Origin of the sequence: Nodularia harveyana UHCC-0300 (assembly GCF_034931085.1) — a bacterium.
Lineage (GTDB): Bacteria > Cyanobacteriota > Cyanobacteriia > Cyanobacteriales > Nostocaceae > Nodularia > Nodularia harveyana.
Window position 1 is genome coordinate 26,065 of sequence record NZ_JAYGHG010000018.1, and the last position, 26,492, is coordinate 52,556.

At 39.3% G+C, this 26,492-nt stretch carries 22 protein-coding genes; 10 read left to right on the forward strand and 12 right to left on the reverse strand.

All coding sequences use genetic code 11. The annotated features are described in order from the left end of the window. Positions 1 to 6 precede the first annotated feature (6 nt). The 5 genes from VB620_RS11995 to VB620_RS12015 all read right to left on the reverse strand — a co-directional run bounded on the left by VB620_RS11995 (position 7) and on the right by VB620_RS12015 (position 7,531). The gene (locus VB620_RS11995) at positions 7 to 618 is read right to left on the reverse strand and encodes a 2OG-Fe(II) oxygenase (protein ID WP_323196386.1); all 612 of its coding nucleotides are present in this window, start codon (positions 616 to 618) and stop codon (positions 7 to 9) included. Positions 619 to 754: 136 nt separating this feature from the next. After that, complete coding sequence (gene cas3 / locus VB620_RS12000; protein ID WP_323196387.1) at positions 755 to 3,031, reverse strand: type I-D CRISPR-associated helicase Cas3'; 2,277 nt, start codon at positions 3,029 to 3,031, stop codon at positions 755 to 757. Then, the gene (gene cas5d, locus VB620_RS12005) at positions 3,024 to 3,785 is read right to left on the reverse strand and encodes a type I-D CRISPR-associated protein Cas5/Csc1 (RefSeq protein WP_323196388.1); all 762 of its coding nucleotides are present in this window, start codon (positions 3,783 to 3,785) and stop codon (positions 3,024 to 3,026) included. The genes cas3 and cas5d overlap by 8 nt, the downstream gene beginning before the upstream one ends. Then, positions 3,786 to 4,811: a type I-D CRISPR-associated protein Cas7/Csc2 gene (gene cas7d, locus VB620_RS12010; protein ID WP_323196389.1), complete on the reverse strand. Its 1,026-nt coding sequence runs from the start codon at positions 4,809 to 4,811 to the stop codon at positions 3,786 to 3,788. It lies immediately after the preceding gene. Between the two features lie 17 nt (positions 4,812 to 4,828). Next, on the reverse strand, positions 4,829 to 7,531 hold the full coding sequence (locus VB620_RS12015) for a CRISPR-associated protein Csc3 (RefSeq protein WP_323196390.1): 2,703 nt from the start codon (positions 7,529 to 7,531) through the stop codon (positions 4,829 to 4,831). A 179-nt stretch (positions 7,532 to 7,710) separates the two neighbouring features. Here VB620_RS12015 and VB620_RS12020 point away from each other — a divergent pair, with 179 nt between their 5' ends. Genes VB620_RS12020 through VB620_RS12030 form a run of 3 tightly spaced genes read left to right on the forward strand, consistent with a single transcriptional unit; the run spans position 7,711 to position 9,132 of the window. Beyond that, a complete protein-coding gene (locus tag VB620_RS12020) occupies positions 7,711 to 8,580 on the forward strand; it encodes a WYL domain-containing protein (RefSeq protein WP_323196391.1) in 870 nt (289 codons plus the stop codon). A 3-nt stretch (positions 8,581 to 8,583) separates the two neighbouring features. Beyond that, a complete protein-coding gene (locus VB620_RS12025; protein WP_323196392.1) occupies positions 8,584 to 8,844 on the forward strand; it encodes a DUF4160 domain-containing protein in 261 nt (86 codons plus the stop codon). A gap of 3 nt (positions 8,845 to 8,847) precedes the next feature. After that, positions 8,848 to 9,132 (forward strand): DUF2442 domain-containing protein, encoded by a 285-nt coding sequence (locus tag VB620_RS12030; RefSeq protein ID WP_323196393.1) that lies wholly within the window; start codon positions 8,848 to 8,850, stop codon positions 9,130 to 9,132. Between the two features lie 23 nt (positions 9,133 to 9,155). Here VB620_RS12030 and VB620_RS12035 read toward each other — a convergent pair whose 3' ends face one another. Both VB620_RS12035 and VB620_RS12040 read right to left on the reverse strand, forming a co-directional pair. Further along, the gene (locus VB620_RS12035; RefSeq protein WP_323196394.1) at positions 9,156 to 10,016 is read right to left on the reverse strand and encodes a fructosamine kinase family protein; all 861 of its coding nucleotides are present in this window, start codon (positions 10,014 to 10,016) and stop codon (positions 9,156 to 9,158) included. A gap of 171 nt (positions 10,017 to 10,187) precedes the next feature. Continuing rightward, positions 10,188 to 11,465, reverse strand: coding sequence for a M16 family metallopeptidase (locus tag VB620_RS12040; protein ID WP_323196395.1), 1,278 nt, complete (start codon positions 11,463 to 11,465; stop codon positions 10,188 to 10,190). 148 nt (positions 11,466 to 11,613) lie between these two features. Between VB620_RS12040 and VB620_RS12045 the strand changes: the two genes are divergently transcribed. The 4 genes from VB620_RS12045 (at position 11,614) to VB620_RS12060 (ending at position 16,458) form a co-directional block, all read left to right on the forward strand. Beyond that, the gene (locus tag VB620_RS12045; protein ID WP_323196396.1) at positions 11,614 to 12,828 is read left to right on the forward strand and encodes an RNA-guided endonuclease InsQ/TnpB family protein; all 1,215 of its coding nucleotides are present in this window, start codon (positions 11,614 to 11,616) and stop codon (positions 12,826 to 12,828) included. A 527-nt stretch (positions 12,829 to 13,355) separates the two neighbouring features. Beyond that, positions 13,356 to 14,048, forward strand: a complete 693-nt coding sequence (locus VB620_RS12050; protein WP_323196397.1) for a hypothetical protein — start codon at positions 13,356 to 13,358, stop codon at positions 14,046 to 14,048. A gap of 345 nt (positions 14,049 to 14,393) precedes the next feature. Next, complete coding sequence (crtD, locus tag VB620_RS12055; RefSeq protein WP_323196398.1) at positions 14,394 to 15,908, forward strand: C-3',4' desaturase CrtD; 1,515 nt, start codon at positions 14,394 to 14,396, stop codon at positions 15,906 to 15,908. Positions 15,909 to 16,089: 181 nt separating this feature from the next. Then, complete coding sequence (locus VB620_RS12060; RefSeq protein WP_323196399.1) at positions 16,090 to 16,458, forward strand: Dethiobiotin synthetase; 369 nt, start codon at positions 16,090 to 16,092, stop codon at positions 16,456 to 16,458. A gap of 52 nt (positions 16,459 to 16,510) precedes the next feature. On the opposite strand, the gene VB620_RS12065 is transcribed toward VB620_RS12060, so the two are convergent. The 4 genes from VB620_RS12065 to VB620_RS12080 form a co-directional block, all read right to left on the reverse strand. Next, positions 16,511 to 17,122 carry a hypothetical protein gene (locus tag VB620_RS12065; RefSeq protein WP_323196437.1) on the reverse strand — a complete coding sequence of 204 codons (612 nt, stop codon included), beginning with the start codon at positions 17,120 to 17,122 and terminating at the stop codon, positions 16,511 to 16,513. 348 nt (positions 17,123 to 17,470) lie between these two features. Beyond that, a complete protein-coding gene (locus VB620_RS12070) occupies positions 17,471 to 19,426 on the reverse strand; it encodes a P-loop NTPase fold protein (protein ID WP_323196400.1) in 1,956 nt (651 codons plus the stop codon). Between the two features lie 62 nt (positions 19,427 to 19,488). Continuing rightward, positions 19,489 to 20,538, reverse strand: a complete 1,050-nt coding sequence (locus VB620_RS12075) for a zinc-dependent alcohol dehydrogenase (protein WP_323196401.1) — start codon at positions 20,536 to 20,538, stop codon at positions 19,489 to 19,491. 62 nt (positions 20,539 to 20,600) lie between these two features. After that, on the reverse strand, positions 20,601 to 20,789 hold the full coding sequence (locus tag VB620_RS12080) for a hypothetical protein (protein WP_323196402.1): 189 nt from the start codon (positions 20,787 to 20,789) through the stop codon (positions 20,601 to 20,603). 516 nt (positions 20,790 to 21,305) lie between these two features. Between VB620_RS12080 and xth the strand changes: the two genes are divergently transcribed. The 3 genes from xth to VB620_RS12095 all read left to right on the forward strand — a co-directional run bounded on the left by xth (position 21,306) and on the right by VB620_RS12095 (position 24,636). Continuing rightward, complete coding sequence (gene xth, locus VB620_RS12085; protein WP_323196403.1) at positions 21,306 to 22,088, forward strand: exodeoxyribonuclease III; 783 nt, start codon at positions 21,306 to 21,308, stop codon at positions 22,086 to 22,088. A gap of 38 nt (positions 22,089 to 22,126) precedes the next feature. After that, positions 22,127 to 23,002 carry an SDR family oxidoreductase gene (locus tag VB620_RS12090; protein WP_323196404.1) on the forward strand — a complete coding sequence of 292 codons (876 nt, stop codon included), beginning with the start codon at positions 22,127 to 22,129 and terminating at the stop codon, positions 23,000 to 23,002. 137 nt (positions 23,003 to 23,139) lie between these two features. After that, on the forward strand, positions 23,140 to 24,636 hold the full coding sequence (locus VB620_RS12095; RefSeq protein ID WP_323196405.1) for an HlyD family efflux transporter periplasmic adaptor subunit: 1,497 nt from the start codon (positions 23,140 to 23,142) through the stop codon (positions 24,634 to 24,636). 179 nt (positions 24,637 to 24,815) lie between these two features. On the opposite strand, the gene VB620_RS12100 is transcribed toward VB620_RS12095, so the two are convergent. After that, positions 24,816 to 26,270: a S8 family peptidase gene (locus tag VB620_RS12100; protein WP_323196406.1), complete on the reverse strand. Its 1,455-nt coding sequence runs from the start codon at positions 26,268 to 26,270 to the stop codon at positions 24,816 to 24,818. Positions 26,271 to 26,492 lie beyond the last annotated feature (222 nt).

Genomic DNA, 26,492 nt, shown 5'->3' on the forward strand with positions numbered 1-26,492 from the left:
AAAAATTTACTTGCGTTTTTTTGTTGTAGGCTGAGAACTTCTAGACTCCACAGTAAACTCTGGTATCTCTGCGAGTTCGGCTTCACTCAAACTATACTGTTCACAAACTAAACTCAAGCGATTTCCTGGTGTTTTTACGGCGTTAACGGAGTGAGTTAAATCACCTTGAAAGTAAACTAAAGTATTTGCTTGGGGTTTAATTTGTCCCAGTTGGCGTTTCTGTGACTTGAGTACCAATTCTCCCCCTTCCATGTCTCCAGGTAAGCGGACATAGAGAACGCTAACAACTGCTGGCGGTTCCACGGTTTTGCAGTAAGAACGTAACGAGCGGTCGATGTGAGGGTCTACACGGGAACCTTCTTTCAGTTGTAACGGATTGAGGTAAAAAGCATTACAACCCTGTTGGAGAGCCAAATCTAGATATGGTTTGAAGTAGGGAAACTTTTGTTCTACTATGGGAATGTGCGATCGCCTAAACACTACAGAAAATCCCTTCGTCCCGACAAAATCGCGGTTGAGATTATTAATAGCAAAATAGCGACAAGCTTGAATTTCTCCCCATAAGTTATTCAGATATTCGCTAGGGAAAGCGTTGGGTTGTTGTTGAAAGTGTTTCACAATCAGTATAAGAATTTACCAAGTTTTGCATGAGATAATTAATATCATCAGATGCACATTTTAGCCAATAATGTTATTAACTTAAATTTCTACACCTATTCATTGCAGTTTTTTTTGGGTTGCTATACTCTGTTGATCAAACAATAAAAACTTCATCATCAGGAAGACGTAGCTGTTTAAACTTCATTGCCATTATTAATATTCCTGACAAACCCGCAAAGAATCTATATTCTTTCTCAGCATCATCACAAACAATGATTATTGGGTAAGAAGTAATCCCTTGCTTATTTAACTGGAAAATCACAGAAGCGTTTGTTCTTGGGCATATAATTACCCCTGGTAAAAGATATTTATTCAAAGCTTGTATTAGGGGAGTTGGGCGTATTGCTCCTCCAGCGCTACGGATAATTTGACAATTCTTGAAAGCTGTTAACTTATTCAGTTGTGTGCTGATAAAATCTTGCCAATTATCATGGTAACGTAGTCTAAAACTCAATTGATAAGTTTCACTAGCACGGCTAGTTACTTCAATATAATCACCATTTTGGATAAATTCGTAATAGCGTAATAGATGAAAAGGATCTAGTCGTGTTTCTTCTGATTCATCTAAAAGAAAACCATGAGGATCTCGAATAGGAAGACTTTCAAACAAACTAGAACGAAAATTAAATAATGGTGCATAACTTGTACTAAACACCTCAGCAAATTCTTTTAGTTCAGCGAGTAAATCATCATCTTCTTGAAACATATCTTCGTATTCATCTAGACTTGTGCGCCCAGCTTGTAAATCATCCCACTCTTCAGGAGATTTCACCTTAATAAAAGTTCTGATAAAAGCTTGACCACCTTTAATATATTTCCACTGTTTTTTTAATTTTGTTAGAGACTCTTTAGCAATATTTTCAGCCCCTCGCAAAACTTTGATTCTGTAGCGACAGTCTTCCCAAGTGCGTTTACCTCCCAAAACTGATTTTAAAGTTTCAAACAGTTGAGGAATTAATTCAGCACCTGCTAAATTTTCCAAAACTTCTTCTAATTCCAACAAGGGACGCGCAATTTCGAGAAAGGCTTCTGAACGCCAGTAAGCTGTTAAAAAAGGCTTATCCAGAGAGGGAAGTGTATTCAGTATCTCTTTTAGCGCTGTACGTCCGTTAGAAGTGTCAAGAGAAGTTAAACCTTCTTCCCAAGAGTCAGCAGGTAAGTAAGCAATGGCTTCTGAATCAATATTAGTTTCAGGTTTACCTAAAACACGCCCCACTCTACCTATTCTCTGCCAAAATGTGGCGCGATCGCGTGCGGAAAAAATTAACCAGTCTAAATTTTGTCTTGTTGGTTGGGGATTTCTTTCAAAGTTAAATCCCACATCTACAGTACTAGTAGCCAAAATTATCTGACACTGCATCGCCCTTTGTCTATCTACTTTGGGCGCAGGTCCTGTAATACGTCCGATATAATTACCAATTCCTTGCTGTCGCAATAAATCTGATAGACGATTAATATTATCCAGGGAGTCAAGAATTACAGCACCATTATCATTTGGTCTTTCTCGAAAACGTTGGACAACTTCTGCTGCTAATTCTATTAACCATTCTTCCTTACTTTCTGGTTTTGGTCGTAATTCCAGATTAACTGCTGTTTGTGATGGTAAAAGATTTGTATTATCTGCGTCTCCATCAATTCTCGCTATCTTTACACCAGCCTGGTTCAAATTTTTTAATGCTAATTCACAAGCTTGTTCAGGCGTTGCTGTCAGCAATACTACCTTTCTTCCATATTCAAAGAAACGAAAAGCATGGGAATAGGCGAGATAAAATAACATTCCTACTAGCTGTTTAGCATCATAGAGGTGAAATTCATCAAAGATGACCGTAGAAAATTTGGTGTAAAAACCAGTTGCAATATTACCTTTATCCAGTTTGTTATATGCAAAGAAAGTTGCATAATAGAAAATATCAGGATTTGTTACCAGTAAAATAGGTGTATTCGCCCCAACATCATCAAAAACAGTAGCGGGATTCCGCAAAACATTATATAGTTTTTCTCCTGAACGACGGCCGACTTTTTCGTTAGACCAGCTTTTAATATCTTTAGCCGAAGCTGATTTAACAATATGCGGTAAGTTAGCATCACGAATAAACTGTTTTGCTGCTTCTGTCTGTTGTTCAATTAAAGCATTAGTAGGAGCAATATAAACAGCACTTTTATTTGGCTGATGTAATAAAACGGCTAATCCTGCTTTGGTTTTACCTGTCCCAGTTGGTGCTAAATCAAGGATAATATCGGCATCTTTTGATTTTTCAAATACATCACATTGATGTTGAAGTGCATTATTAATGAAAGATATTTTATCTGGAGATGCACAAGCTGAAATACTACTTGGTTCTAACCTGATAACTAATTTTTGTTTATTCATTGCTAATTTCTCTACCACAAAACTGTAAACCTGCTGGTACAATCATTTCCCCAACCTGCCAAGCCGAACCTCGAAAACGCAGATTTTTAATGATGGGTGCTGGAGGGATAGAAATTAAATCAAAAGCTAAAGCCTCTATTTGCTGTGGTAAATCAGCAGCATTGAGATAATGTTGACTTTGATATTCACCTTCTGGTAATAAAGTTACTGGTAATTCCTTCAAGATATTCACTTTAACTTTACTCATGAACTTACCAACCCGAATATAATTTGGTAATTGATGATTGCCAAATATCAAAGTTTGAAATTTATTACCACGTTCAATCATGCGTAATCTTCCTGTTTGGGGGAAATTACTTGGTCTAAATGAATTGGGTTTTTTACCTTGGCGTTGTAATGGTAAATCTTCTCGCGCTGTCGCAACCCGGTTATTAGTCATCGCATACCAATAAGCATCAGAAAGAGCATTAAAACGTTCAAATCTGAATGTAACTCTGCCTATGGGTGAAGCTGGTAAGATATAAAAATCCTGTGCTATTGGTTGTAAATCTTCTTTGTAGGTTGGTCGTCCTGTAGCCTGACCTTGGAGACGATAGGGGGAATTTACTTCACCTAAAGCATAGGTTAAAGCATAATTCCCTAATACGCCTTCAGTGTAATAGGTATCAGACAACTCCCTAGAGGCAAAAAAGACTGGTTCAAGACAGTTTAACTCAACAAGTTTTGCCTGTTGAAAAGGAATTGTTGACATCATCTAACTCTCTACTTCAAGTGGTGTACTTTTGCCTTTAGTTTTACCTTTACCTTTCGTTTTTTCAGGTGCAACTTGACGGAAAGATTCATAAGATTGACTTAAGCGTTTGAGAAAAGTATCACGTTCTGCTTCTGACCAATGAGTTTCGACATCAGTAATTAAATTAGCTAATTCTGCTTCAGATAAATGCACAGATACGCCTCTCTTATTTTGCCAACTTGCTATTATTTGCTGACTGGCTGTAATTAATTGATTAATGTTCAAAGGATGTTCTAAAGGTTTAGCTAAAACATCATAAGTAGCTTGTACAAGTTCTAAGGAACTAGGAAGTTCGGTAATACTACCAAAAATACCTAATATTTGATTTTCCATACGTCCTACTCGGCTGGAAACTGCACCATAACGACTGGTGAAGAGAATGTTACCGATGATATAGCGCAGTTCATCAGCTGTGACATCTTTGAGGGTGACTACATCGAGAAAATGCACCCCTGGTTTGATGTATTCGCTAGTATTCAAAGCTGTGGAAGCATTACCTTTTTCATCACGCATTGTTCCATTTTCGTAAATGGCGTTTATGGTGCGATCGCCTACAACATCACTAGCAGGTAAAATACTAAAAGCGTCTTCAGTCCAAATGCGGCTTTTTTGTGCGCCACCACCACCAGCAGCGAAACCGTAGAGAAAACAATCTACGCACATTTCACAGGGTGAATTAGTATTTAAGGAACAAAAAGAGCCATCTTTAGAATTAGTATATAAAAGCTCATGCGCTCTTAAATGTTCACGTCCATAGCGTCTTTCTGGTGCTACTTGTTTACGCTTCGTCATTACCAAGCGTTGAATAATATTGTCATTGGTAACACCAGCTTGAATAAATTCGCTACACATCGGTTCACCGGAACCTTCTGTGCGAAAGATGGTTTCAGAATGAGTTGTTCTTAAAACTACTAAAGTGATAAAACGTCCTTTGGGGAAATTCTCATAAGTAGTTGCTAGAACTGAAGAAAGTTTTTGAATTGACATGATAAACTCCTGCCTTATTATATAGATGTGATAGCTTCTACAGTTTCGTTATTAGACTTGCTTTTTAGTAGAGCATCTGCTTCTTCAAAGAAGAATAGATAAGCTGCTTCTAAAGTTTTTTGATCAGCTAAAAGTTTTTCTGGACGAGCTTGGTAAACCTCTTCATACAGCTTTCGTAAAACTGCATAGTAGCGTTTGATGTGTTCATACTTAGTTTTCTTAACTCCATGTTCACGAATTCGGTCTAACCGAGTATGGTATTGCTGTACTAAGGCAGCAAACATTAAATCTAAATCCATGTAAGATTTATGTGAGCGCACAGCTGCTGTAAACTTAGCAAAAGGTTCTACTAATGATGTACGTTTATCACGAGAACTTCCCCATAGTTTTGCTTCAGATGCAATTGCAGCAGATTCTTTTAGATATTTAGTTAATGGCGTGTTTTCATTACTAGACATAAGGTCATTCAGTAAAGTATTTAATGGTGTAGAAATGCGATTCCAAACTAGTCGAAAGTTTGGTTCATCTTGTTCTCGTAAAGTCCAACGGAGCAAAACATAATAAAGTTCAATTGGTCTGACACAAGCACGAGCCAAATCATATAAACAATCATCAGCTTTCTGAATACTTGCAACAGATATTGCTAGTTTGCCAATGCAACGCAGTCTTTCCAGAATTTTTTCTGCATCTTGACGCTGCTGATATTGTCCATTTCCCAGTAAAGGTTGTAGTGCAGCCGGAATACCTTCTACTCTTCCATAAACATCATCAAATAACTCAACCTCCATATTGCTACTCAAAGTTAAAGGAAAACCAATATCTAAAGATAAAGATATTTCTAACCCTAATCGCAGGGATTTTAATAAAGCTAAAGAAGTATTAGCATCTCCCCAAACCAAAAGAATAATCACATTTGTATGGACAAATTCTGGACGTTTAGGTAATGCAGCGCCGACTACTTTGTTAGCTTTAAACTCAAGCTGATAATCTCGATATAATTTGATTTGATCAAGAGTAACAGTACCTCCTTCAGTATTTATTGCTGATAATTGCTTTAAAAGTTCGCGCCAGGTTCTTAATAATTCAGGAGAAGAACCTTTAGGTAATACAAAGTGCAAATATAATGGATCTTGCTTGCTAATTTTAGGGAAATTTGCCCCAACTGTTATCAATTGATAAGCTAAAGCAGCAATTATATCTGCTTGTCTTTTTGGTTCTGCACTAATACCACCTGGTAAACGATTAGAAAAAGCTTGTACTTTTGTACCAGGAGGCATATTAGCTGAAATTAATTCATCTATTTCACTAGATGTAGAACCTAAAGAACATCTTTGTCGAGGATTAGCTTCTACATAAGAACTTAAATCATTAATTCCTATTAGCTGAGTAGCAACAGGTAAATTTACCATTCTATTAACGGCTGCAATCATTTCCTGAGATACCTCTGTCTCTTCAGAGTCTTTTGTGCTTTCTTTTCGGAGTTGGAAAGATTCTTTGAGAGCTTCTTTAATACCTTCAATTCCTTTAACAGCCGCTTTAGCTGCAAATAAAGGTCTTCCATATAGACCTTCAAATGCTTCAAGCGTAATACGTTGTTGTTCAGAAATACCTGTGTGATAAGCGATTTTATCCCAAGCATCTTTAGGACTTAATCTTGCTTTTTTATAACTATTATAAGCTGCCTTTAAACCTTCAGATATAGCAAACTCTTCCGCATTACTTACAGCTAATAATCCCTGTTCAGTAGCTTTTTGTAGCGCAACTTCACCTGCTTTATTTCCCCATTTGGCTACATCATTAGCTATCTTATCTGATTTATAACTGGCTTTTTTCTTTTCCAAAATATATAAAACAGTTACTAATACTTCTTCAGTATTTTTTCCAATAGCTTGATGACTAATCTCAATTCCATGTGTACTAGGGTCTACTAGTTTTTCAATATTATTACCAAAAACTTGATCAATTTTATCTTGCCAAATAACAGCTATTTCTTGTGCTAAATCTACACTTGGTAAGGCTTCCCCTACAAAAAGTTCACCATCAGGAAAAATTGCTAAAGGATGTAACCCATACTTTTGTAAAACTTCTTCGCAAGCACACAGTAATAAGGCTGTAATATAACCTTTGTCTTCAGATAAACGCACTCTAAAAAGGTGACATTTCTTTCCAAAAGCAACGGTTAATTCTGTTTCTATTTTCCGAAATCTTTGGGCATCTGGAATACCTAAATCAAACAAATCAGCAGCAACCAGCATCGCTGCCCAACGTTCAATGTTTGGGTCTTCTGGTAAAAATCTAGCGCCATCGCTGACGCTGTGACCTGAATGGCGTTCAATCAGCTTTCTAACTAATTCTAAATCCTCATCTGTGAATACAAAGTTAAGAACACAAGCCTTTTCCAGTTGTTCTTTTAAAAAGTCTCTATCTCTAGCTAAGGTTTTGACGTTACGTCCTTGAGAACCTTCTAATTTATTCAGGTCATGAACAGCCGTCGCAGCTAATAATAAAGGTCGTTTATCTTCTGTTACTTGTGCTATGCGACTGACTGTTAGAATGAACTGACAAGCAGAGTCTAAATGTTCTGCAAGAGTTGTACCTGTTCTCACTCCGTATTGATCATGATGTCCATGATTTTCGTAAAGTTGGGGGCGAACTTCACTGAAATAATGTTCCTCTAAAGACTTAGGAGGACGATTTAAAATGCGACCGCGCTTAATCATATATGTATTTTCATCCAAAATCGAGTTTAGGTTGGTAATCCTAACTTTGATAAGTGTGTTTATACTGAGATGACCTGAGTTTTTCAGGTTATGTCACTGCACTTTTTTGGCAACAGCTATTTATAATTACATTTATGAATATTACACAAATAATTCTAAAGTGCAAGTACATTGACTAAATGCCTAGAAAAAAAGACACGATTACACTGTCAATTCCGCCAGGAACCAAGGAACAACTAGAAGCGATCGCCCGCAGTCTCAATATTACTTGGGGCAAAGAACCCAGTATTTCGGGCTTAATAGTGGCGATCGCTCAAAAGTCTGTAGAAGTCGGAAAGCCTTTTACCCTTGACTCTAAGCTAGTTAATGCCTTGCAACAGGCAATTAAAGCCTTGAGTGATGCAGGTCAAACAGGAGAAGCTCAAACTGTACTTACACTTTTATTGGAGCGCGGTAATCTGGAAGCTCCCTTGCGTCAATCACTAATGAAACAGCTGAGTCAACCTGCTCCAGCGTGGCGAGTTCAGATTGAAGACTTGATCAAAAGAGAACAACCTTTTTACCTTGTCTATCAAAATTCTCAAGGTAATGAACTAGCATATACAGTTCGTTATGCTGAAGTCCGTTTCTTTGAAAAACGCTTTTACTTAATGATTTGGTGTGAAGAAACCGAAGACGTAGAACAGAAAATCCCAGATTTACCCCAACTGTGGCATAATCGCTGCTTAGGCTTAGACCGCATCGAATCAATGGCAACTATACCAGCCAGTGGAAATTGGCGAGGAGAATTAGACTATCTAGAAGTGTACTTACATTTTTATCGAGGTTTAGTTAAAGCCTATCAGCCTAAAGAGGATGACATCAAGGATGAAATCATTGGAGACGTGCGCCAAGTGGTGCGGCGAGTGGTCAATGAGTTTTGGCTGATTCGAGAAGTATCACGGTATTGGGAAGATTGCGTGATTGTATCACCTGAGAGTCTGCGCGATCGCCTGAAACAGAAACTTCTCACTCTCTGCGATTTATACGACATCGAAACCAGGAGTTAATTAATGCCAGAAATTAGCCGTTTTTTTGGAATCATCATCACCATGTACTACAACGACCACCCACCACCACACTTTCATGTTCGGTACAATAAGCAAAAAGCCATAGTCAGCATTCAAACTCTAGAAATTTTAGAAGGAGAACTGACAACAAGACTCTTTAAACTAGTCACAGAATGGGCAACTTTGCATCAAGCCGAACTGATGGAAGACTGGGAACTTGCGAGAGAAAATCAAACTTTACAGAAAATCTCCCCATTAGAATAAATCATGCTCAAAGATATCATTGCAGTTGAACCAAGAGAAAACTATCAACTTCACATCAGCTTTGAAGATGGTATAGCAGGAGTAATTGATATTAGTAAAATTGTTGAATTTACTGGCGTATTTGCACCTTTACAAGATCAAGAATACTTTGCCACAGTTCAAGTTAACCCCGAATCCGGGACAATTCAATGGGAATCGGGAGCCGATTTAGACCCAGATGTTCTTTATGGCTTGATTACAAAACAGCCGATTCCACAATATCAGCTAAGTGCTGTTTCACAACAATAGGAGTTAAATTTTTGCTCAGTATCTTAGCGCAAAATCTGCTCAATCATCCTATTCGCCTGGGAAGCATAACCACCACCAAATAAATTAAAGTGATTGAGAATGTGATACAGGTTATACAGGGTTTTTCTCTGCTCATAACCTGCATCTAAAGCAAACACCTCGTTATAACCTTGGTAAAATCCAGCCGGGAAACCACCAAATAATTCCGTCATCGCAATATCAACTTCTCTATCACCAAAATAAGTGGCTGGGTCAAATATTACAGGTTCACCGGACACAGTAAACCCAGCATTCCCACCCCATAAATCACCATGTACTAGGGATGGTTGCACTTGATGATTTGCCAATAACTCCGGAATAGCTGCTAGTAACTCATCTTGTTTGGGAAAACTCCCACCCCGTCGCCGGGCTAATTGAAACTGATAACCTAGCCGATGTTGTGTATAAAATTCTGCCCAGTCTGCTGTCCAGGTATTAATTTGGGGTGTGGAACCAATAGTATTGTTAATTTTCCATCCAAAACCTGCGCTGCTAGTAGCTTTGTGCATCTGGGCTAGTTTACGTCCCATCTCTGGGGAAGATTTGCTGTTACCTCCCATTTCCAGCCATTCCAAGACAATATAGCTAGAATTACCAGCAGTACCCCAGCAAATCGGTTTGGGTACAAGAATGGTATTTGTCGCCAGCATTTGTGTTAAACCCAGCGCCTCAGCCTCAAACATCGCCACTTGAGAGGCTTGGTTCAGCTTGACAAAGTAAGTGAGATTACCATCAGCAACTGCATAACCTTGATTAATACAGCCACCACTCACACTGCTCTTGTGCTGGGTTTGAAATTTTTCGCCAGTTACTTGGCTGATATGAGTATCAATTTCAGTCCACATGATTTCAGTTACCAGTTAACAGTTAACAGTTAGGGACGTACTCGAAATAAATTATACCAATAAACTAACCACAGAGACACAGAGGACACAGAGTTATGAGAGATTTCGTATTTTTTATTTGGAAGTCCCTTAACGTTATTTAAGCACTGATAACTGATAACTGATAACTGTTTACTGATGTGGTTTCGACACAACTACACCATAAGCATCTGGAGAAAGATACTGTTGTGCGGCTTGCATTAAATCACTTGCTTCTTGGCTTTGAATATGATCTGGGTAGTTAAAAGCAGGTTCTAAATCTCCCACCATAGATTGATAGTAACCGTATAAGCCGGCGCGATCGCTGGGAGTTTCATTAGCAAATATATATCTGTTCGCTACCCGTCGCCGCACACGAGCAATTTCTGTTTCTGAAACCAACTCTGTATGTAGTATACGGATATGTTGGGCGATCGCCTCCTCCACAGCCTGTAAATTTTCCACCGCACATTTCGCAGAAATATAAAACGTCCCTTGTAACTGATTGGTCATATTACTCACACCAATAGAAGTCACCAGTTCTCGTTCTTCCCGCAAATCTCGCACCAGTCTGGAAGTGAGTCCATGTCCCAAAACTCCCGCCAAAACATCCAACCCATAAATATCATTTAACTGTTTCAACCCTGGAACCCGCCAAACCATCACTAAACGCGCTTCCTGAAGACTGTCATCAATAAACTCCCGTCGCACAACTTCCGTAAACGCAGGTTCAGGATTAACCCCTAACTGTGGACTGTTAACTGTTAACTGTTCACTGTCACCAAATCCCTCAGCCACAGTTGCAATTAACTCTTCCACAGGTAAATTACCCACAGCCACAGCCGTAATTGACTGGGGTTGATACCAAGTACGATGAAAATCGCGCATCTGCTGGGCTTGGAGTTGAGAAATTACCGCTTCTGGTCCCAACACTGGACGGCGATAAGGCAACTTTTCAAACGCCGTCTCCATAGACCTTCTAAACGTCCTGCGCCGGGGATTATCTTCAGAACGCCGAATTTCTTCCAAAACCACCAAACGTTCCCGTTCAAAGGCATCATCAGGGATGAGAGCGTTACATACTACATCTATTTGCAGTGGGGCGAGGGCGGCAAAATCCTTGGGAGCAGTATTTATATAGTATTGGGTATAGTCTTGGCTCGTAGCAGCATTAGTCACAGCACCCCGTTCTTCAATTTGACGTTCAAATTCGCCGCTAGCCAAACGCTCGGTTCCTTTAAAAATCATGTGTTCTAAAAAATGAGCCATGCCATTAATAGCATCAGATTCTACAGCCGAGCCAATATTAACCCACAAGCTGAGATTTACAGCTTCCACTGGCATTTGTTCTGCAACTATAGTCAAGCCATTGGGCAATTTATGCAGCGTAGGGGCATTAATCCGAGGAAATTTTATTGGGGTTAAAGTCATGGGTAGTATTGGAGTAGATAGCTTTGTTACTCTTTTATCTTATCTACCAAAAAACTGGGGTTAGAGCCTTGCCCTTTTAGGGCAACTTTGTTCTAAAAACCGTCACAACAATTATTAGTTATGGTAAGATAAGACAGGAGGTGATTAAGTGTTTAACCTGACTTACGAATTTAAATTAAAACCAACCCAGCAACAAATCGCAATGTTTGAAGAATGGTTGGAAACCCATAGACGGGTGTATAACTATGCTTTGGCAGAACGCAAAGATTGGTATAAATCTCGTAGTTGTCAAGTCAACGCTTGCTCACTCAAGTCTGAGTACATCATTCCTGCTGATGCACCACGACCAACTTTTGCTAATCAGTGCAAGTCTTTGACCTCTGCACGTAAAGAGAGTGATTACTTAAAACGGGTTAATGCTCAATCTTTGCAGCAAACGTTGAGGCGACTAGAAAAAGCCTTTGTTTCAATGTGGGAGCGAAATCACGGGTTCCCAAGATTCAAAAAATCTGGGCGAATGCGGTCTTTTTCTTTCCCGCAATTAGGGACAAATCCATTAAATAATGGGTGCGTGAGATTGCCTGTTATTGGTGCGGTCAAAGTCCGTCAATCACGCTCAATTCCAGATGGGGGAGTAATCAAGCAAGCCTGTGTAGTTAAACGTGTTTCTGGGTGGTATGTCATGCTAACCGTTCAATGGGATGTAACTTTACCATCACCCATGCCACACGGGGAAGCAGTAGGAATTGATGTTGGGCTAACCAGTTTTATTGCAACTTCTAACGGGCTTTTAGTCAAACGTCCGAGGTTTTTTGTGGATGCAGAACGCAAGCTGAAATTGCTGCAACAACGCGTCTCTAGAAAACGTTTAGGCTCGAATAATTGGAAAAAAGCACAGAAGAAAGTTGCTTCATTGCATGAGTACGTTGCTAATTGTCGTAAAGACTGGCATAGAAAGTTGTCTCACCAAATCTGTAATGATGCAGGGATGGTGTTTGTTGAGGATTTAAATTTAGTTGGTTTGTCCCGTGGAATGTTGGGTAAACATTGCCTAGATGCGGGTTTCGGGCAATTCTTTAACATTCTCGAACAAACTTGTTTTAAACGTGATGCCTATTTTCAAAAAGTAGATGCACGGAAAACAAGCCAAATCTGTCCCAACTGTGGAATTGAGACAGGAAAGAAAGAACTTTCTCAACGTACTCATGTTTGTTCAAATTGCGGCTATACGACTGATAGGGATGTGGCGGCCGCTCAAGTAGTTCTAGTTAGAGGACTTGCAGCCGTAGGGCATACGGTCAAGATGCTTGCAGAGGGTAAATTCATTGGAATCCCCGTGAAGCAAGAATCTTCGCACTTATAGGGCGGAGAGTGTCAACAATTCAAATCAGTATATTGGTCTGATGAACTACAAGAATTAAGAGTTTTTTGAGGATTTTCACTAGCAGTAAAAATAAATTGTATAAAATATCCTCAGTAAATTCGATTGAGCTATTTTTTTACCTAATTCTGATATAGAAGGCAGAATTCATGAAAAAATTCCTAAAAACCAGATACTAAAATCTTGATTATTTTTTCTATATGTGTAAATATAGTCATCACTTAACTTCTTATTAACTTTGCATTAGTATTCAACCTTTGCTCAGTAATGGTCTAGCATAACACTTGATAATAAAGCAAAATTTAAGTTGGTAAAAAATAGTCTTTTACAATCAAAAAGTTATTTTTGATTTGTTCATTATTTGTTGAAGAATCTAGGTTTTTCAGCACTAATTCATCCTGTTTGCTAATGTTTAGTTGATGTAAAAAAAACCTAAACTTATGTGAATTAAAATAAATACTTTTCTATCAATAATTTAAACTAATTGCATAATAAAATTCGAGATAAAAATGGTCAAAAATTTAATTGATAAAAATATAATTAGCAGTGAGAAAACAAAACTCAGCAACCAGTTTAAAATCGTTGCTATAACATTCTTAGTAACAGTCATACCAACTAGTTTAGTTCTTTTAGGCTTTAAACTATTAAACAATACTAAGCCAAGTTTTTTAACGAGAGATCCAGCATTCCTGACTAATTCACCTTTCTACATAGGATTATTTTCAAATATTAGTATCTTATTATGGTGTGCTTGTGTAGCAATTTGTCTGTTTACCTGTGCAATACTCAGAGACAATAAGCATTATAGGGAATCATCTAAATTTTTATTATTCTCAGGATTGTTCACATTTTTTCTGATGATCGACGATTTTTTTCTGCTTCATGAAGAAGGTTTTGGTTTACCTCTATTGGGTATTTCAGAAAAGTTGATTTATGTATCTTATATATTAGTAACATTATTGTTTCTGGTAAAAAGCAGTAAGTTCATCAAAAAAACTGAGTTTGTTGTTTTCTTGGCTGCATTAGTCTTTTTGGGTTTATCACTGATGTCTGATGCACTCTTTGGATCTTATTTTATTGGTAAATTTGAAGATATCTTTAAAATAGCAGGTATTAGTATTTGGCTGACTTATTATACAAGGTTATGTCTGCGAGAAGTCGGTAGTATAATTCGTTTATCTTCTGCAAATGAAAGTTTTTAATTAACTTGGTATTAAGTAGTTTAGAAGCTACGTAGAGCTTGCTGAATCATACTGGTGTTATTGAGATTGATGAGGTTTTAGGAAACTTCTACCATTGAACAATTCAATGGCACTGGTTACTACCCTAGTACCGGCGGTCTGAACTGGGTAAATTAAATCGCTTTCGAGGGTTAGATTATCGTTAAAGATAATCGGCTATGATTTGCGGGACTTTTTAACTCAGTCCCAGAATCTAAGTTCAGTAGTTCTGAGTCCTGAGTAGAGGTAAGTTTACTCATATCTGACTCAGCATTTTTTTGGTAAAATTATGATTAGTAATATTAAGAATTTTAAAGTTTATTATTAATGTCCCATAATTCTACTCAAAAAACTAAATCTCGCGTTGCTGTCATCGGTGCGGGGATAGGTGGACTGACGGCGGCGGCTTTATTAGCCCATCGGGGTTACAGCGTTTTAGTCTTAGACCAAGCCCTGGTTCCGGGGGGGTGTGCTTCCACATTTCAACGGCGCGGATTTACCTTTGATGTGGGGGCGACTCAGGTAGCTGGATTAGAACCTGGGGGAATCCATCACCGGATTTTCTCAGAATTAGGGATAGATTTACCAGCAGCGACACCTTGTGACCCGGCTTGTGCTGTGTATTTACCTGGGGAAAGTACACCGATTAATGTTTGGCGTGACCAAAAAAAATGGCGAGAGGAACGCCAAAAACAATTTCCTGGGAGTGAACCGTTTTGGCAGATGATGGCGGTGTTATTTGAGGCTAGTTGGCAATTTCAAGGACGCGACCCGGTATTACCTCCCCGGAGTTTGTGGGATTTATGGCAATTAACTCAAGCGGTACGCCCTAGTACATTAATTACCGTCCCCTATACTTTATTTACTGTGGGGGATGCTTTACGCTTTTACGGACTGGCTAAAGACCATCGTTTGAGAACGTTTTTGGATTTGCAATTAAAGCTATATTCTCAGGTTGATACAGAGGAAACAGCTTTACTTTATGCAGCTACGGCGTTGAGTGTCTCTCAATTACCCCAAGGATTGTTTCACCTCCAAGGTAGTATGCAGGTACTAAGCGATCGCCTAGTTGAATCCTTAGAAAAAGATGGTGGTAAGTTATTAATGCGCCACACTGTAGAAAAAATCACGGTGGAAAATAACCAAGCTACGGCTGTGGTCATCAGAAATCAGAAAACAGGGGAAATCTGCACAGAAGTTGTAGACCATGTAGTTGCTAACGTCACTGTGCAGAACTTAGTGCAACTATTGGGAGAAAAAACACCCTCTGGGTATAAAAATCGGGTAGAAAATTTACCCCAAGCGTCGGGTGCGTTTGTGGTGTATTTAGGGGTAGATGTCAGCGCCATTCCCCCAGATTGTCCGCCCCACTTACAATTTCTCTATGATGTCGATGGACCGATTGGGGAAAATAATTCTCTGTTTGTTTCCGTCAGTCATCCCGGAGATGGACGCGCCCCAGAGGGGAAAGTAACAATTATCGCTTCATCTTTTGTCGATCCTGCACCGTGGTGGGAAACTGATAATTATCAAGGACTGAAACAAAAGTATACAGAAGATGCGATCGCCCGTCTTGCTGAATACTTCTATCTCAAACCCGAAACCATCATTTATCAAGAAGCCGCCACTCCCCGGAGTTTTGCTCATTATACAGGGCGCGATCGCGGTATAGTCGGCGGTATTGGTCAAAGAATACCCACCTTTGGTCCCTTTGGATTTGCCAATCGCACACCCATCAACCATTTATGGTTAGTCGGCGACTCAACTCATCCCGGAGAAGGTACAGCTGGCGTAAGTTACTCAGCCCTAACTGTTGTCAGACAAATTGAGGCGAAATCCTAACCCTCTGGCGTAAATCGGCAAAAAAAGCCACCAAACATAAAGACTCATAAAATATCTGTATGCATCTGTGCTTAAAAATCAAGAATGGTTACTATAGCAAGATATCTAGTAAAATCATATCCTCATAGTAATTTGTATGTAGGTACTCTTGCTGTGCCATCCTCTAAGATAAGCTGGACAAATGAATTACGAAACAGCTCGCAAACTCCTCATAGCCCAGACAGTAACAACTGATGAATACCCAGATGCATTATTAATGCGAATGAAACAGGGAAAACCACCAGTACCCGGTCAGATAACGTCGATTTTATTAGCGTTGAAAGTGATATTTGAAGCTATGAAAGACGCACCTAACCTCGACCGAGAATTAGCTTTTGCACTTTATCAGCTGGGTGTAAAGGCGCAACAAATATTTGTAGCGGGACGTAAAGCTGGGGTTGATTGGCCGCCTCTGCTGAAAGAAGATTTGCTGAGAATTTCCCTCGCCACTGAAAGCATATTTTCTGGTATTTGGCAAACCCCATCTCCTGTAGGATTAGGGGGGTTATAAAGGCGAATTGCAGCAGGTTGGGTTCAACCGAACCCACAGCAAACGCCAACTGTTAGCGATTTCGCAATTCAGATTCCAACTTATCGAGGTCAGCTTTCAGAAAAACCGTCATTTGACCTGTGAAAGCTTTACCTCCTGGTGGTTTAGCAATTTCTAGCCAATAGGCATAGCGATCGCCTACACGTAATTCTCCCTGTAAAGCTTCCCTGATGGGAGTTTTAGCCATCCGTGCCGAGTTAATAGCACTCTGATTAGGATACTTATATACTACTTGAGCGCGGTTAAAATCTTGATAGATATCTAACCCATAAATTACCCGCAGAGATTCCTGGAGACGCTGAAAACTCATTCCATTAACACCATCATACATAGTTAGGCGTTCACTACGAATCCGGCCTCTATCCTGGGGTAATTTCACCCTACCAGGAGGTAAAACCGATGCTTGAAAAGTGAATCGCTGGGCTGCTGTATCACTCTTTTGGATAAATAAACGCTCACCCGGTCTAGGGCGAAGTGTCGGATGTGCTTTGATCCAGGTAGTTACTTCTTCTGTAGTTTCCCCCGGTAATGCGTCAGCTGGGGAATCAAATAACATTCCCATACCCAGCCAGGGAACTAGAGAAAAAGGTAAAATCAAGAAGTTCAGCAGAGATTTTTGCAGCATTTTTCTATTGAAGACTTGCAGGGAAAATTCCCCCAACAGGGGATAATCATAGTTTTCCCATTTTTCGGTATCTTGCATCAACCGTGACCATCAAAGCAAACCTCCCCCTCCATCAAGGCTGTGAGGTTTAATCGGGCGCTTTTCATCCCAAAAGATTAGAGATGAATAATAATTTATAGCTGACTGAGAAGTCAAAAGTTCAAAAGTCTTATGTGCAGTTTCCTGATTATCAAAACTCAGAAAGTAGACAGTATCATCAAAAACCACAGGTTTATTGCTCAGTTTCCAAGATGCTGCGAATTCCACGAGTCATCTGAAAATCAGCCGTTCTTTCTGCACTTAATTAAGTTATGTGTTATTTTGCTGAAGAGTATTTTTTATTTGCTCAAGATCATTAATAGTTTCTTTTAAGTAATATTCGTGTAGTTGATTTAACATTAATCTACTGATTTTCCCTTTCCTTTGAATAATTTCTGCTAACAATAACTTTTGAACTTCTTTAAGGAAATATAATTCATCTATTAACTTTTCAGCAATATATTTAACACTATATCTTTGTTTTATACAAGAAAAAATATAAGATTTATTCTCATTTGAGAGCATTAAAACTGTCTTCAAAAACTCTTTTGGTGATAAGTATTTTAAAATGGGATAATCATGGTATTTTTCCTCTGCTATATCTAAATTGCTTGAGGCAGTTATACAGAGTATAGAGGGAAATTTAGTAATATTATTTTGTATAATATCCAGTAGTTTATTTGCTTCATTAGGCATATTTTGAAGCCTTACTTGTTCTTGACATTGCTTAATATAATTTTCAAAATCTTTAAATTCTGGAGAATCTTTGTTTGAAAAAGAAAGCCCCATATAATCACCGAAGGTTTCATCAATATATTTTATATCTAGTTCACCATTTTTCTTTACTTCATCAATATATTTTTTCGCTTCTGTAATAATATCTGGCTTGCTTTTACTGTATACCTCAGCATCCGAAAGTAGTAGAAATAGTCCAGTAATATGTTTAATTATTCCAATATCTTCAAATTTTCTATTTGTGTATTCTAACTCAACTTCATGAAGAAGTTTTTCAAATTCTTCATCCGTATGTCTATTATAGTGCAGCAGTTTCAACCAATTAGGAGTATTTTCAACTTGGAAATATTTGCTGCTTGATATTGATTTTTCTAAAATAGTTTTATCCACAATGCCTTTATCAAAAAAAAGTTCCCACCATAATAAACCAGGTAGAAATTTATCGGAATTCAAGTAATTAAAATTAATAGAATAAATATTTTCATACTTCTCAAACATTTCTTTGAATGAAATCTGATCTTCGCTACTATTTTCATTAATATCATTCTGACGTTGTTTTCTTCGTACAGACACGAATTCGGCAAGTAACTTTTTCTCTATTTGATTGATATCTTGCGGTTTGAGTCTTCCACTGGAAATTTCAATTGAAAAAATTATCAAGAACTTTAAAATTTCTTCTACCAAGCCTGACTTATTATATGCTTCGTCTGGTAATTTCTCAAAAATCCTTTCAAAATCTAAAATAATTTGGTTCAGTATTCTTAGATTTTTACATTTTGCTTTTATGAAAAGTTCCTGAGTATAATTAATACTATTTGATAAAATTGTTTTGGCATCTTGATTAGTTACTTGGTTTAAAAAATCATTTAATGCGCCTGTAAAGTCAGGATATATTTCAAAAGTTTTACCAATTAATTTTTCCTTTATCCTTTTGTATTTTTCTTCTTTAGTATCTATTTCATCTTCGTTGGCAATTATGACTACCTTTAAACATTGCGATTCTACAAAATTATTAATATATCCCAGAATATTTTCAATATTCATGCTGCAACGTTCTAAGTCATCAAATATTAAAAGACTATAATTAGAATCCTTGAAGTTTTCAGGAATATTTATATCTGGAATAGAAATAGTCAACGCCCCATCATTTTTACCGTCATTATTAAAATCAACTAAATCAATTCTTAATGAACTTTTTAAAAACCCTTTAAATACTTTCTCTGCTAATACCATCCCTTTGGATGAGCGGAAAGGATGCAATTGCTGAAATAGAGAGTCTTCTATTTCTGAATAGTTGGAAATTCCGTATAAGCTGACATATAAAGATTTCTTAGGTTTTAGCCTTTCACGATACTGATTAATAAACCATGTCTTGCCGGAACCCCATTTTCCTTTGAGTAAAATGGCAAATTTAGGAGACTGAGACAAGTCACAATAATAATTTAAGTAATCTTCAATGTGACTATTAAGAGGTGTGTTTGCTTGAGACATACATATTTAACTCTGTGAAAAATATTAAAACTAATGTATATATATTCTGACCTCAAAAACTCTTATTCTCCGCGCCTCTGCGCCTCTGCGTGAGGAATCATCGCCACCTTAATCACCTGACGCGCCTTCATATCACAGAATACCTGCTCTAAATCCTGGAGCGATCGCACTTCACTAATCAGTAATTCAAAAGGTATCTTACCACTAGCTATCAATGCCAGCGCCGCCCGCACATATTCGGGTGTATTGTGAAATACTCCTTTTAATGTCAGTTCACTGTAATGTAACTGCTCTGTATTAACTGTAATCGTCGTATCCCGTGGACAACCACCAAATAAATTAACAGTTGCACCAGGACGAGCGCAAGCGATCGCAGTTTCCCAAACACTAGGTACACCAGTCGCCTCAATTACCACATCTGCACCCCAACCCTGAGTTAATTCTTTCACTACACCAGGAATATCTGGGATTTGATGATAATTAAAAATCTGTGCCGCACCGAGTTTTTGACCAATTTTTAACCTGTCGTCATTACCTCCCCACAGCAAAACTTCCGTGGTTTCACTCAAAACAGCGACAAACATCAACCCAATCGCCCCATCTCCCAACACCACCACCCGATCTTGGGGTTTAATGTCAGAACGAGCCACACCGTGCAGAACACAGGCTAAAGGTTCCGTCATTGCTGCCAATTGCAACGGTAAATCATCGGGAACTCTCAACATATTATGCTGGACTATTGCCGCCGGAATTTTCAGATATTCCGCAAACGTGCCGTTATTCCAGGTAATATGAGGACACAAAGAATATTCTTGGCGTTGACAAAAAAAGCATTTCATGCAGGGTGCAGAATTATTAGCAACAATGCGATCGCCCACCTGCCAATTTTTCACCCCATCACCCACAGCGACAATTGTTCCCGCCGCCTCATGACCAAACAGCGTCGGTAGTTTGAGCATTTTGGCATGACCACCACGCCGCCACACCTTCAAATCTGTACCACAAGTTGTTGCTGCACCCACTTGGATCACCACTTCACCAACTTCCGGAGTGGGTTCAGCTACTTGCTCTAAGCGTAAATCTTCTTGACCGTAGAGTAACGCTGCTAACACAGACTTTGACCTAATTAAATAGCTACCCTCGATTTTATCAGATTACGTAAATAGAAATTGTCCTACTCTCTGAATGTTGTCTGAGGGACTCCTGTATTCTGAGTTTCCCCACGGGAATTACGCACAGAAATCATAGTTAAAAGAGGTACTTCTTGCCGACAAGACTGGCAAAACCAATACAGTTCACTATAACGGACATGACGCAGGAGGGAACCACCACAACACGGACAGGTGTTGGCTCTCATATTCATACCAATAGCCTCCTTAAACCAATTTATTAATTAAAACCCGACTTGAGCGTGATCTAAATAAGCCTTGAAATTAATGTGCGCCTTGATGATTTGTTACTAAAATCTTCATATCAGTTAACCAGATGATTAACACTAAATTTGTTTTCTATATATTTTTAACAGTCTTGATTATTGAGCTATAACCTACTTAGATAAACTTGAAGTGCATACCCCAACCTGATCTATCTTTGCATCTAAATTTAAGTTTAAAATGTTCCTCAGCACTTATACTCTTAAAATATAACTTAGATTCCAGTAGTTTCATCTACCTTGGGGATCATCCAATTATGAGGATGTTTTGTAGCTAAATTGACAAATTTTATGATTTTGTAGCTGAGAATACTAAAATTAAGAGATAGAATCACTTTTTCTTCGCGTTAAGTTAACCAAAATCGTTATATTAGGTCAATGATAAATTTTTGTAAAAAAATAACGCATTAAAAATTAATATTTATTTTCAATAATAAAAACTCAAAAATGAAAATTGCCACTTGGAATGTCAACTCAATTCGCACTCGCCTAGAACAGGTAATCTTTTGGTTAAGTGAAAATCCCATTGATGTCCTCTGCTTGCAGGAAACAAAAGTTGTAGACAAAGACTTTCCGCGATCGCCCCTAGAAGAACAAGGCTATCACGTTTATTTTTCCGGTCAAAAAGCTTATAACGGCGTAGCCCTGATTAGTCGCCAACCCCTCACCGATGTTAGCGCTGGCTTCACGCCCATTTTACCCAAAATCGACCCCGCATGGGATGAACAAAAGCGCGTGATTACCGGGGTAATTAACGGCATTCGCATAGTAAATTTATACGTCCCCAATGGTTCCGCCGTGGGTAGCGAGAAATATGAATTTAAGCTGGGTTGGCTGACAGTGCTACGAGAGTATTTACAAACCCTTTTACTTACACAACCTGCAATTTGTATGTGTGGTGACTTCAACATCGCCCTAACAGCCGCAGACATCCACGAAAACGCCAAAATAGAAAATCATATAATGGCATCGGAACCAGAGCGCCAAGCGTTGAAAGATATCCTAGAACTAGGGTTCGCTGATAGCTTCCGCAAATTTACCACAGAAGGCGGACACTACAGCTGGTGGGACTATCGCGCCGCCGGCTTTAGACGCAATCGGGGTTGGCGAATTGACCATCATTACCTCACCCCCACACTGTATGAACGGGCTAAAAGCTGCATTATTGATATTACCCCCAGAAAATTACCCCAACCCAGCGACCATACTCCAGTAATCGTGGAATTTTAGATTAGTGTGTAGATGGAATTCATCACCCAAAAATCCTTATGTTTCTGGTTACTGGAGCAACGGGAGCAATTGGTCGCCGAGTCGTGCGACTTCTACGCCTACAAGAACAGTCTGTGAGGTCATTTGTCCGCCTCACTTCGCGTTATAACGAGTTAGAACACCGAGGATCTGAAATCTTTATCGGTGATTTGCGACGAGATAAAGATATTGAAAAAGCTTGTCGGGGTGTCGAGTATATAATCAGCGCCCACGGTTCTGATACTGACTCCTTATCTTTAGATTATCGCGCTAATATTGAACTCATTGATCAAGCAAAAGCTAATCGAGTCAAGCATTTTGTGTTTATTTCCGTACTGGGAGCCGACAGGGGTTATGAAGATGCTCCCACGTTTAAAGCTAAACGAGCCGTAGAAAAATATCTAGAAGCTAGTGGCTTGAATTACACAATTTTACGCCCATCCGGATTAGCATCAAACCTACTACCATTAGCAGAACGGTTTCGGGAAACAGGTTTGTATTTGTTGATTGGTGATCCTAAAAACCGGACTTCGGTAGTCAGCACCGATGATTTAGCCAAAATAGTAGTAGATTCCGTCACCGTTGTAGGCGCACGCAACCAAATATTAACAGTGGGAGGACCGGAGATTTTATTGCGTGAGGATATCCCCCAAGTTTTTAGCCGCATCTTCAACAAAGAACCAATAGTTATTAATTCTCCTTTGTTCGTTGTGGATGGGTTAAGAAGTGCATTGGGTTTATTTAACCCCCCAGCCCAAATAGCTTTGGGAACCTATCGCACATTACTGGTTAATGAGTTTTTCTGTAGAAAAGAGGAAATAGAGAATTTAGAGAGGATTTTCAATTTTAATTTGGAAACCTTAGAAAGTTTTCTGCGCCGCTATCTCGCTGTTTGAATGATGGGGAGTGGGGAGAAGAGGAAGGGGAGCAGGGAGCAGGGAGCAGGGGAGAGAAGACGGTAACTTCCCAATCCCCAGTCACCAATCCCCAGTCACCAATCCCCAATACCCAATACCTAATAATCTCAATTTTTATGAAAAATTCCTTACTTGCAAATGCAGCTCAAGCACGTCAAACAAAAGAACAATTTGCGAAACCAGAAGACCAACTATCTTATGAAGTCGGTAAGGCTGTACAGGAATTACCGCCGTTATATACCAGAGTTTTAGCGGGAACACTGAGCTTAGTAGTTTTTGGGGCGATCGCGTGGGCAAATTTTTCTCAAATTGATGAAGTGGCGATCGCACCAGGAGAATTAATCGCTTCTACAAACGTGCGACCTGTGACATCCTTAGATGGTGGTTCTATTTTAAAGGTCAAAGTCGAAGAAGGCGATCATGTCACTGAAGGTCAAGTCTTAATTCAACGTGATCCAAACCTCAAACAAACAGAAGTTAACCGCCTCGCCCAAGCAGCCAAATTAATCGCCGAAGACTTACAACGTTTAGAAGCAGAACGCATCGGGACAAAAATAGCTGGAACAAAACTACAAGATGAATTATTAGAATCACGTCTTGCAGATTACCAAGCTCGTCAAGCTGAAACCGAAACCGAAGCCAATCGCCAACAAGCAATTATTTCACAGGTAAAAGAACGCCAAAAAAGATTGCAAGAAAACCTGGTAAATGCTCAAACCAGCTTGAAAAATGCCCAAGCTAATATAGTCAACGCTGAAAAAGTCGTAGTTGAAGTAGAAAAAAATGTGGCGATCGCCCAAGAAAGAGAAAAGAACCTCAGCACTCTAATTGCTCCTGGTGCATTACCCAGACTCGATTATCTAGAAGCCCAGGAAAGAGTAAATCGCGCCAACACAGACATGACCAGGGCAAAAGATGAAGTGATTAACGCCCAGAATAGATTAACCGAAATTAAAGACAAAATAGCATCCTTAACCAGAGAAATTGCCGCCCAAGACCAAGAAATTCTTCAAGGAGAGCAAACCTATGAAGGAATCCAGCAACAGATCCAGCGTTTAGCATCCGAGCGCCAAAGCGAGATCTTAACCCAAATAAAACAGCGCCAAGAAGAACTGACCAACATTCAAGGTCAACTAGAACAAGCCAGAAAACAGCAAGCCGGTGAAACCATCACAGCCCCAGTAGCAGGGACAATTTACAAAATTGAAGCCACCCAAGGACCAGTACAACCCGGTGAAGAATTGCTCTCAATTTTACCTGCGGGAGAAGAAATATTATTAGAAGTCAAAGTCCGTAACCGCGACATTGGTTTTATTCATTCCGGAATGACAGCAAAAGTCAAAATGGCCACCTTTCCCTTTCAAGAATTTGGCACAATCGAAGGTAAAGTAGTCCAAGTCAGTCCTAACGCCGTCGTCGATCAAGAACTAGGTTTAGTTTTCCCCACCAGAATCCAGTTAACTCAACACTCAATGAACGTCCGGGGAGAAGAAGTAGCATTTACTCCCGGAATGGTTGCTAACGGTGAAATCGTCACCCGTCAAAAATCGATATTAACCTTCATCATCGAGCCTGTCACCCGCAGATTTAGTGAAGCCTTTTCAGTCAGATAAATTATCAGGGAATAGGGAATAAATTTCCAGATATTTAAACCGCCCTTCCTTCTTCCTCCTCCTTTCTCCCAAGGGGAGACGCTACGCGAACGTGTCCTTTGCGTCCTTTGTGGTTCGTTACTCCATAAATATTATCGGGTGGGTCCTATCCGCCCTCAAATCCAAGAATATATGAGAGATTAGAAACCAGGGAAAAATCTGCTAAACTCTGCTAACTGCTGCTGCAATTGACTGATAATTTTTTCGATATCTGTAAAATCCCCATTACCTTCCTCAACATCATCATTATTGAAGATATTCATCATAGTGAAACTGCCGATATTTTTCATCGTGCGATCGTCGTACCGAATCCATTTTCCCAGATTGAATAAAGAAGTAGAAGTTTCCGGAGAAGTAGTTGTATCACCCTCAGTTACATTCGTGATATTGAGTTCCCAGTCAATCGTCGTCACCGATATAGTATTATTTCCTATCTGTGCGATCGCCTGATCAACTACAGAGCTAAAATTGAAATCATAAGAACCTGCTACTGACGTACTATTTCCCGCAGTTTCGATAATAATTTGCCGCACCGCCGCATCAGTCAAATTAGGATTAGCACTCAGCATCAAAGCCACCACACCAGCCACATGGGGAGTCGCCATAGAAGTGCCACTATATGTAGCATAATCATTACCCGGAACTGTGGAATAAACTCCCTCACCAGGGGCGGTAACATAAGGAAACGCATTCATCCCCGCCCTATTAGAGAAACTAGCCATATTATTCTTCTTATCCACAGCCCCCACCGCCAATCCCCAGTTCTCAGCATAGCTAGCAGGATAGCCAGTAAATGGGTAGCCATTATTACCCGCCGCCATCACCACCACAGCGCCTTTACTGCTAGCATACTCAATAGCATTTTCTATAGTGCTGTTGGGAAAATTACCACCCAAACTGAGATTAATCACATTAGCGCCATTATTCACAGCATAGTAAATACCATCGGCGAGAGAATTACTATTACCTGAACCCCCATCACCCAGCACTTTCACTGGCATAATTTTGGCATCATAGGCGATACCCGTGACCCCAAAGCCATTATTTGTCCCAGCTATAGTTCCAGCTACGTGACTACCGTGACCATTAACATCAATGACATTGTTACTATTGTCAGCAAAATTCCAGCCTTGGGCATCATCAATGTAACCATTACCATCATTATCTATGCCATTACCCGCAATTTCTCCGGGATTAGTCCAAATATTATTCTTTAAATCTGCGTGGTTGTAGTCAACCCCAGTATCTAACACAGCAACTACCACACCTTTGCCAGTATATCCCTGCGCCCAAGCTGCTGGGGCTTTAACTAAATCTGCTCCCCAGTTATTACCACCAAGAGAAGGAACATCACCAAAACTATTCAAACCCGCAGCTCTAGCAACGGCGGCAGCCGCATTAATTAAACCATAGCCAGAGGTAGAATTAAAATTAGCAGTGCGGACAGATGTTGCACTCACATTACTGGCTGAATTCCAGCTACTGCGACTAGTAAAGCTATAGTCATGCTGGGTAGAAAAAGTATCTACTGAAGAGATATATTTATTTAGCCGGTAATGAGGAAACAAATTCTCACTGAGATTGTCACTGTTCATCTATATTTTCTCCTCAAACCCAGTATTTTTTGGCAACATTAACTGTTAAAACCTGTCTGTAAGGTTTTAAAGGGTGACTTTACCCCCTGGACAAAAAATACTATGAAATTAAATATGAAAATGAGACTTTTTTGACTAAAAATTTAGTTAAAAGTGTAATCTTCCTAAAGAATATGGGTAATTTTTAATTAGTTAGGACTTACGCACAAGTGACGGAATAAC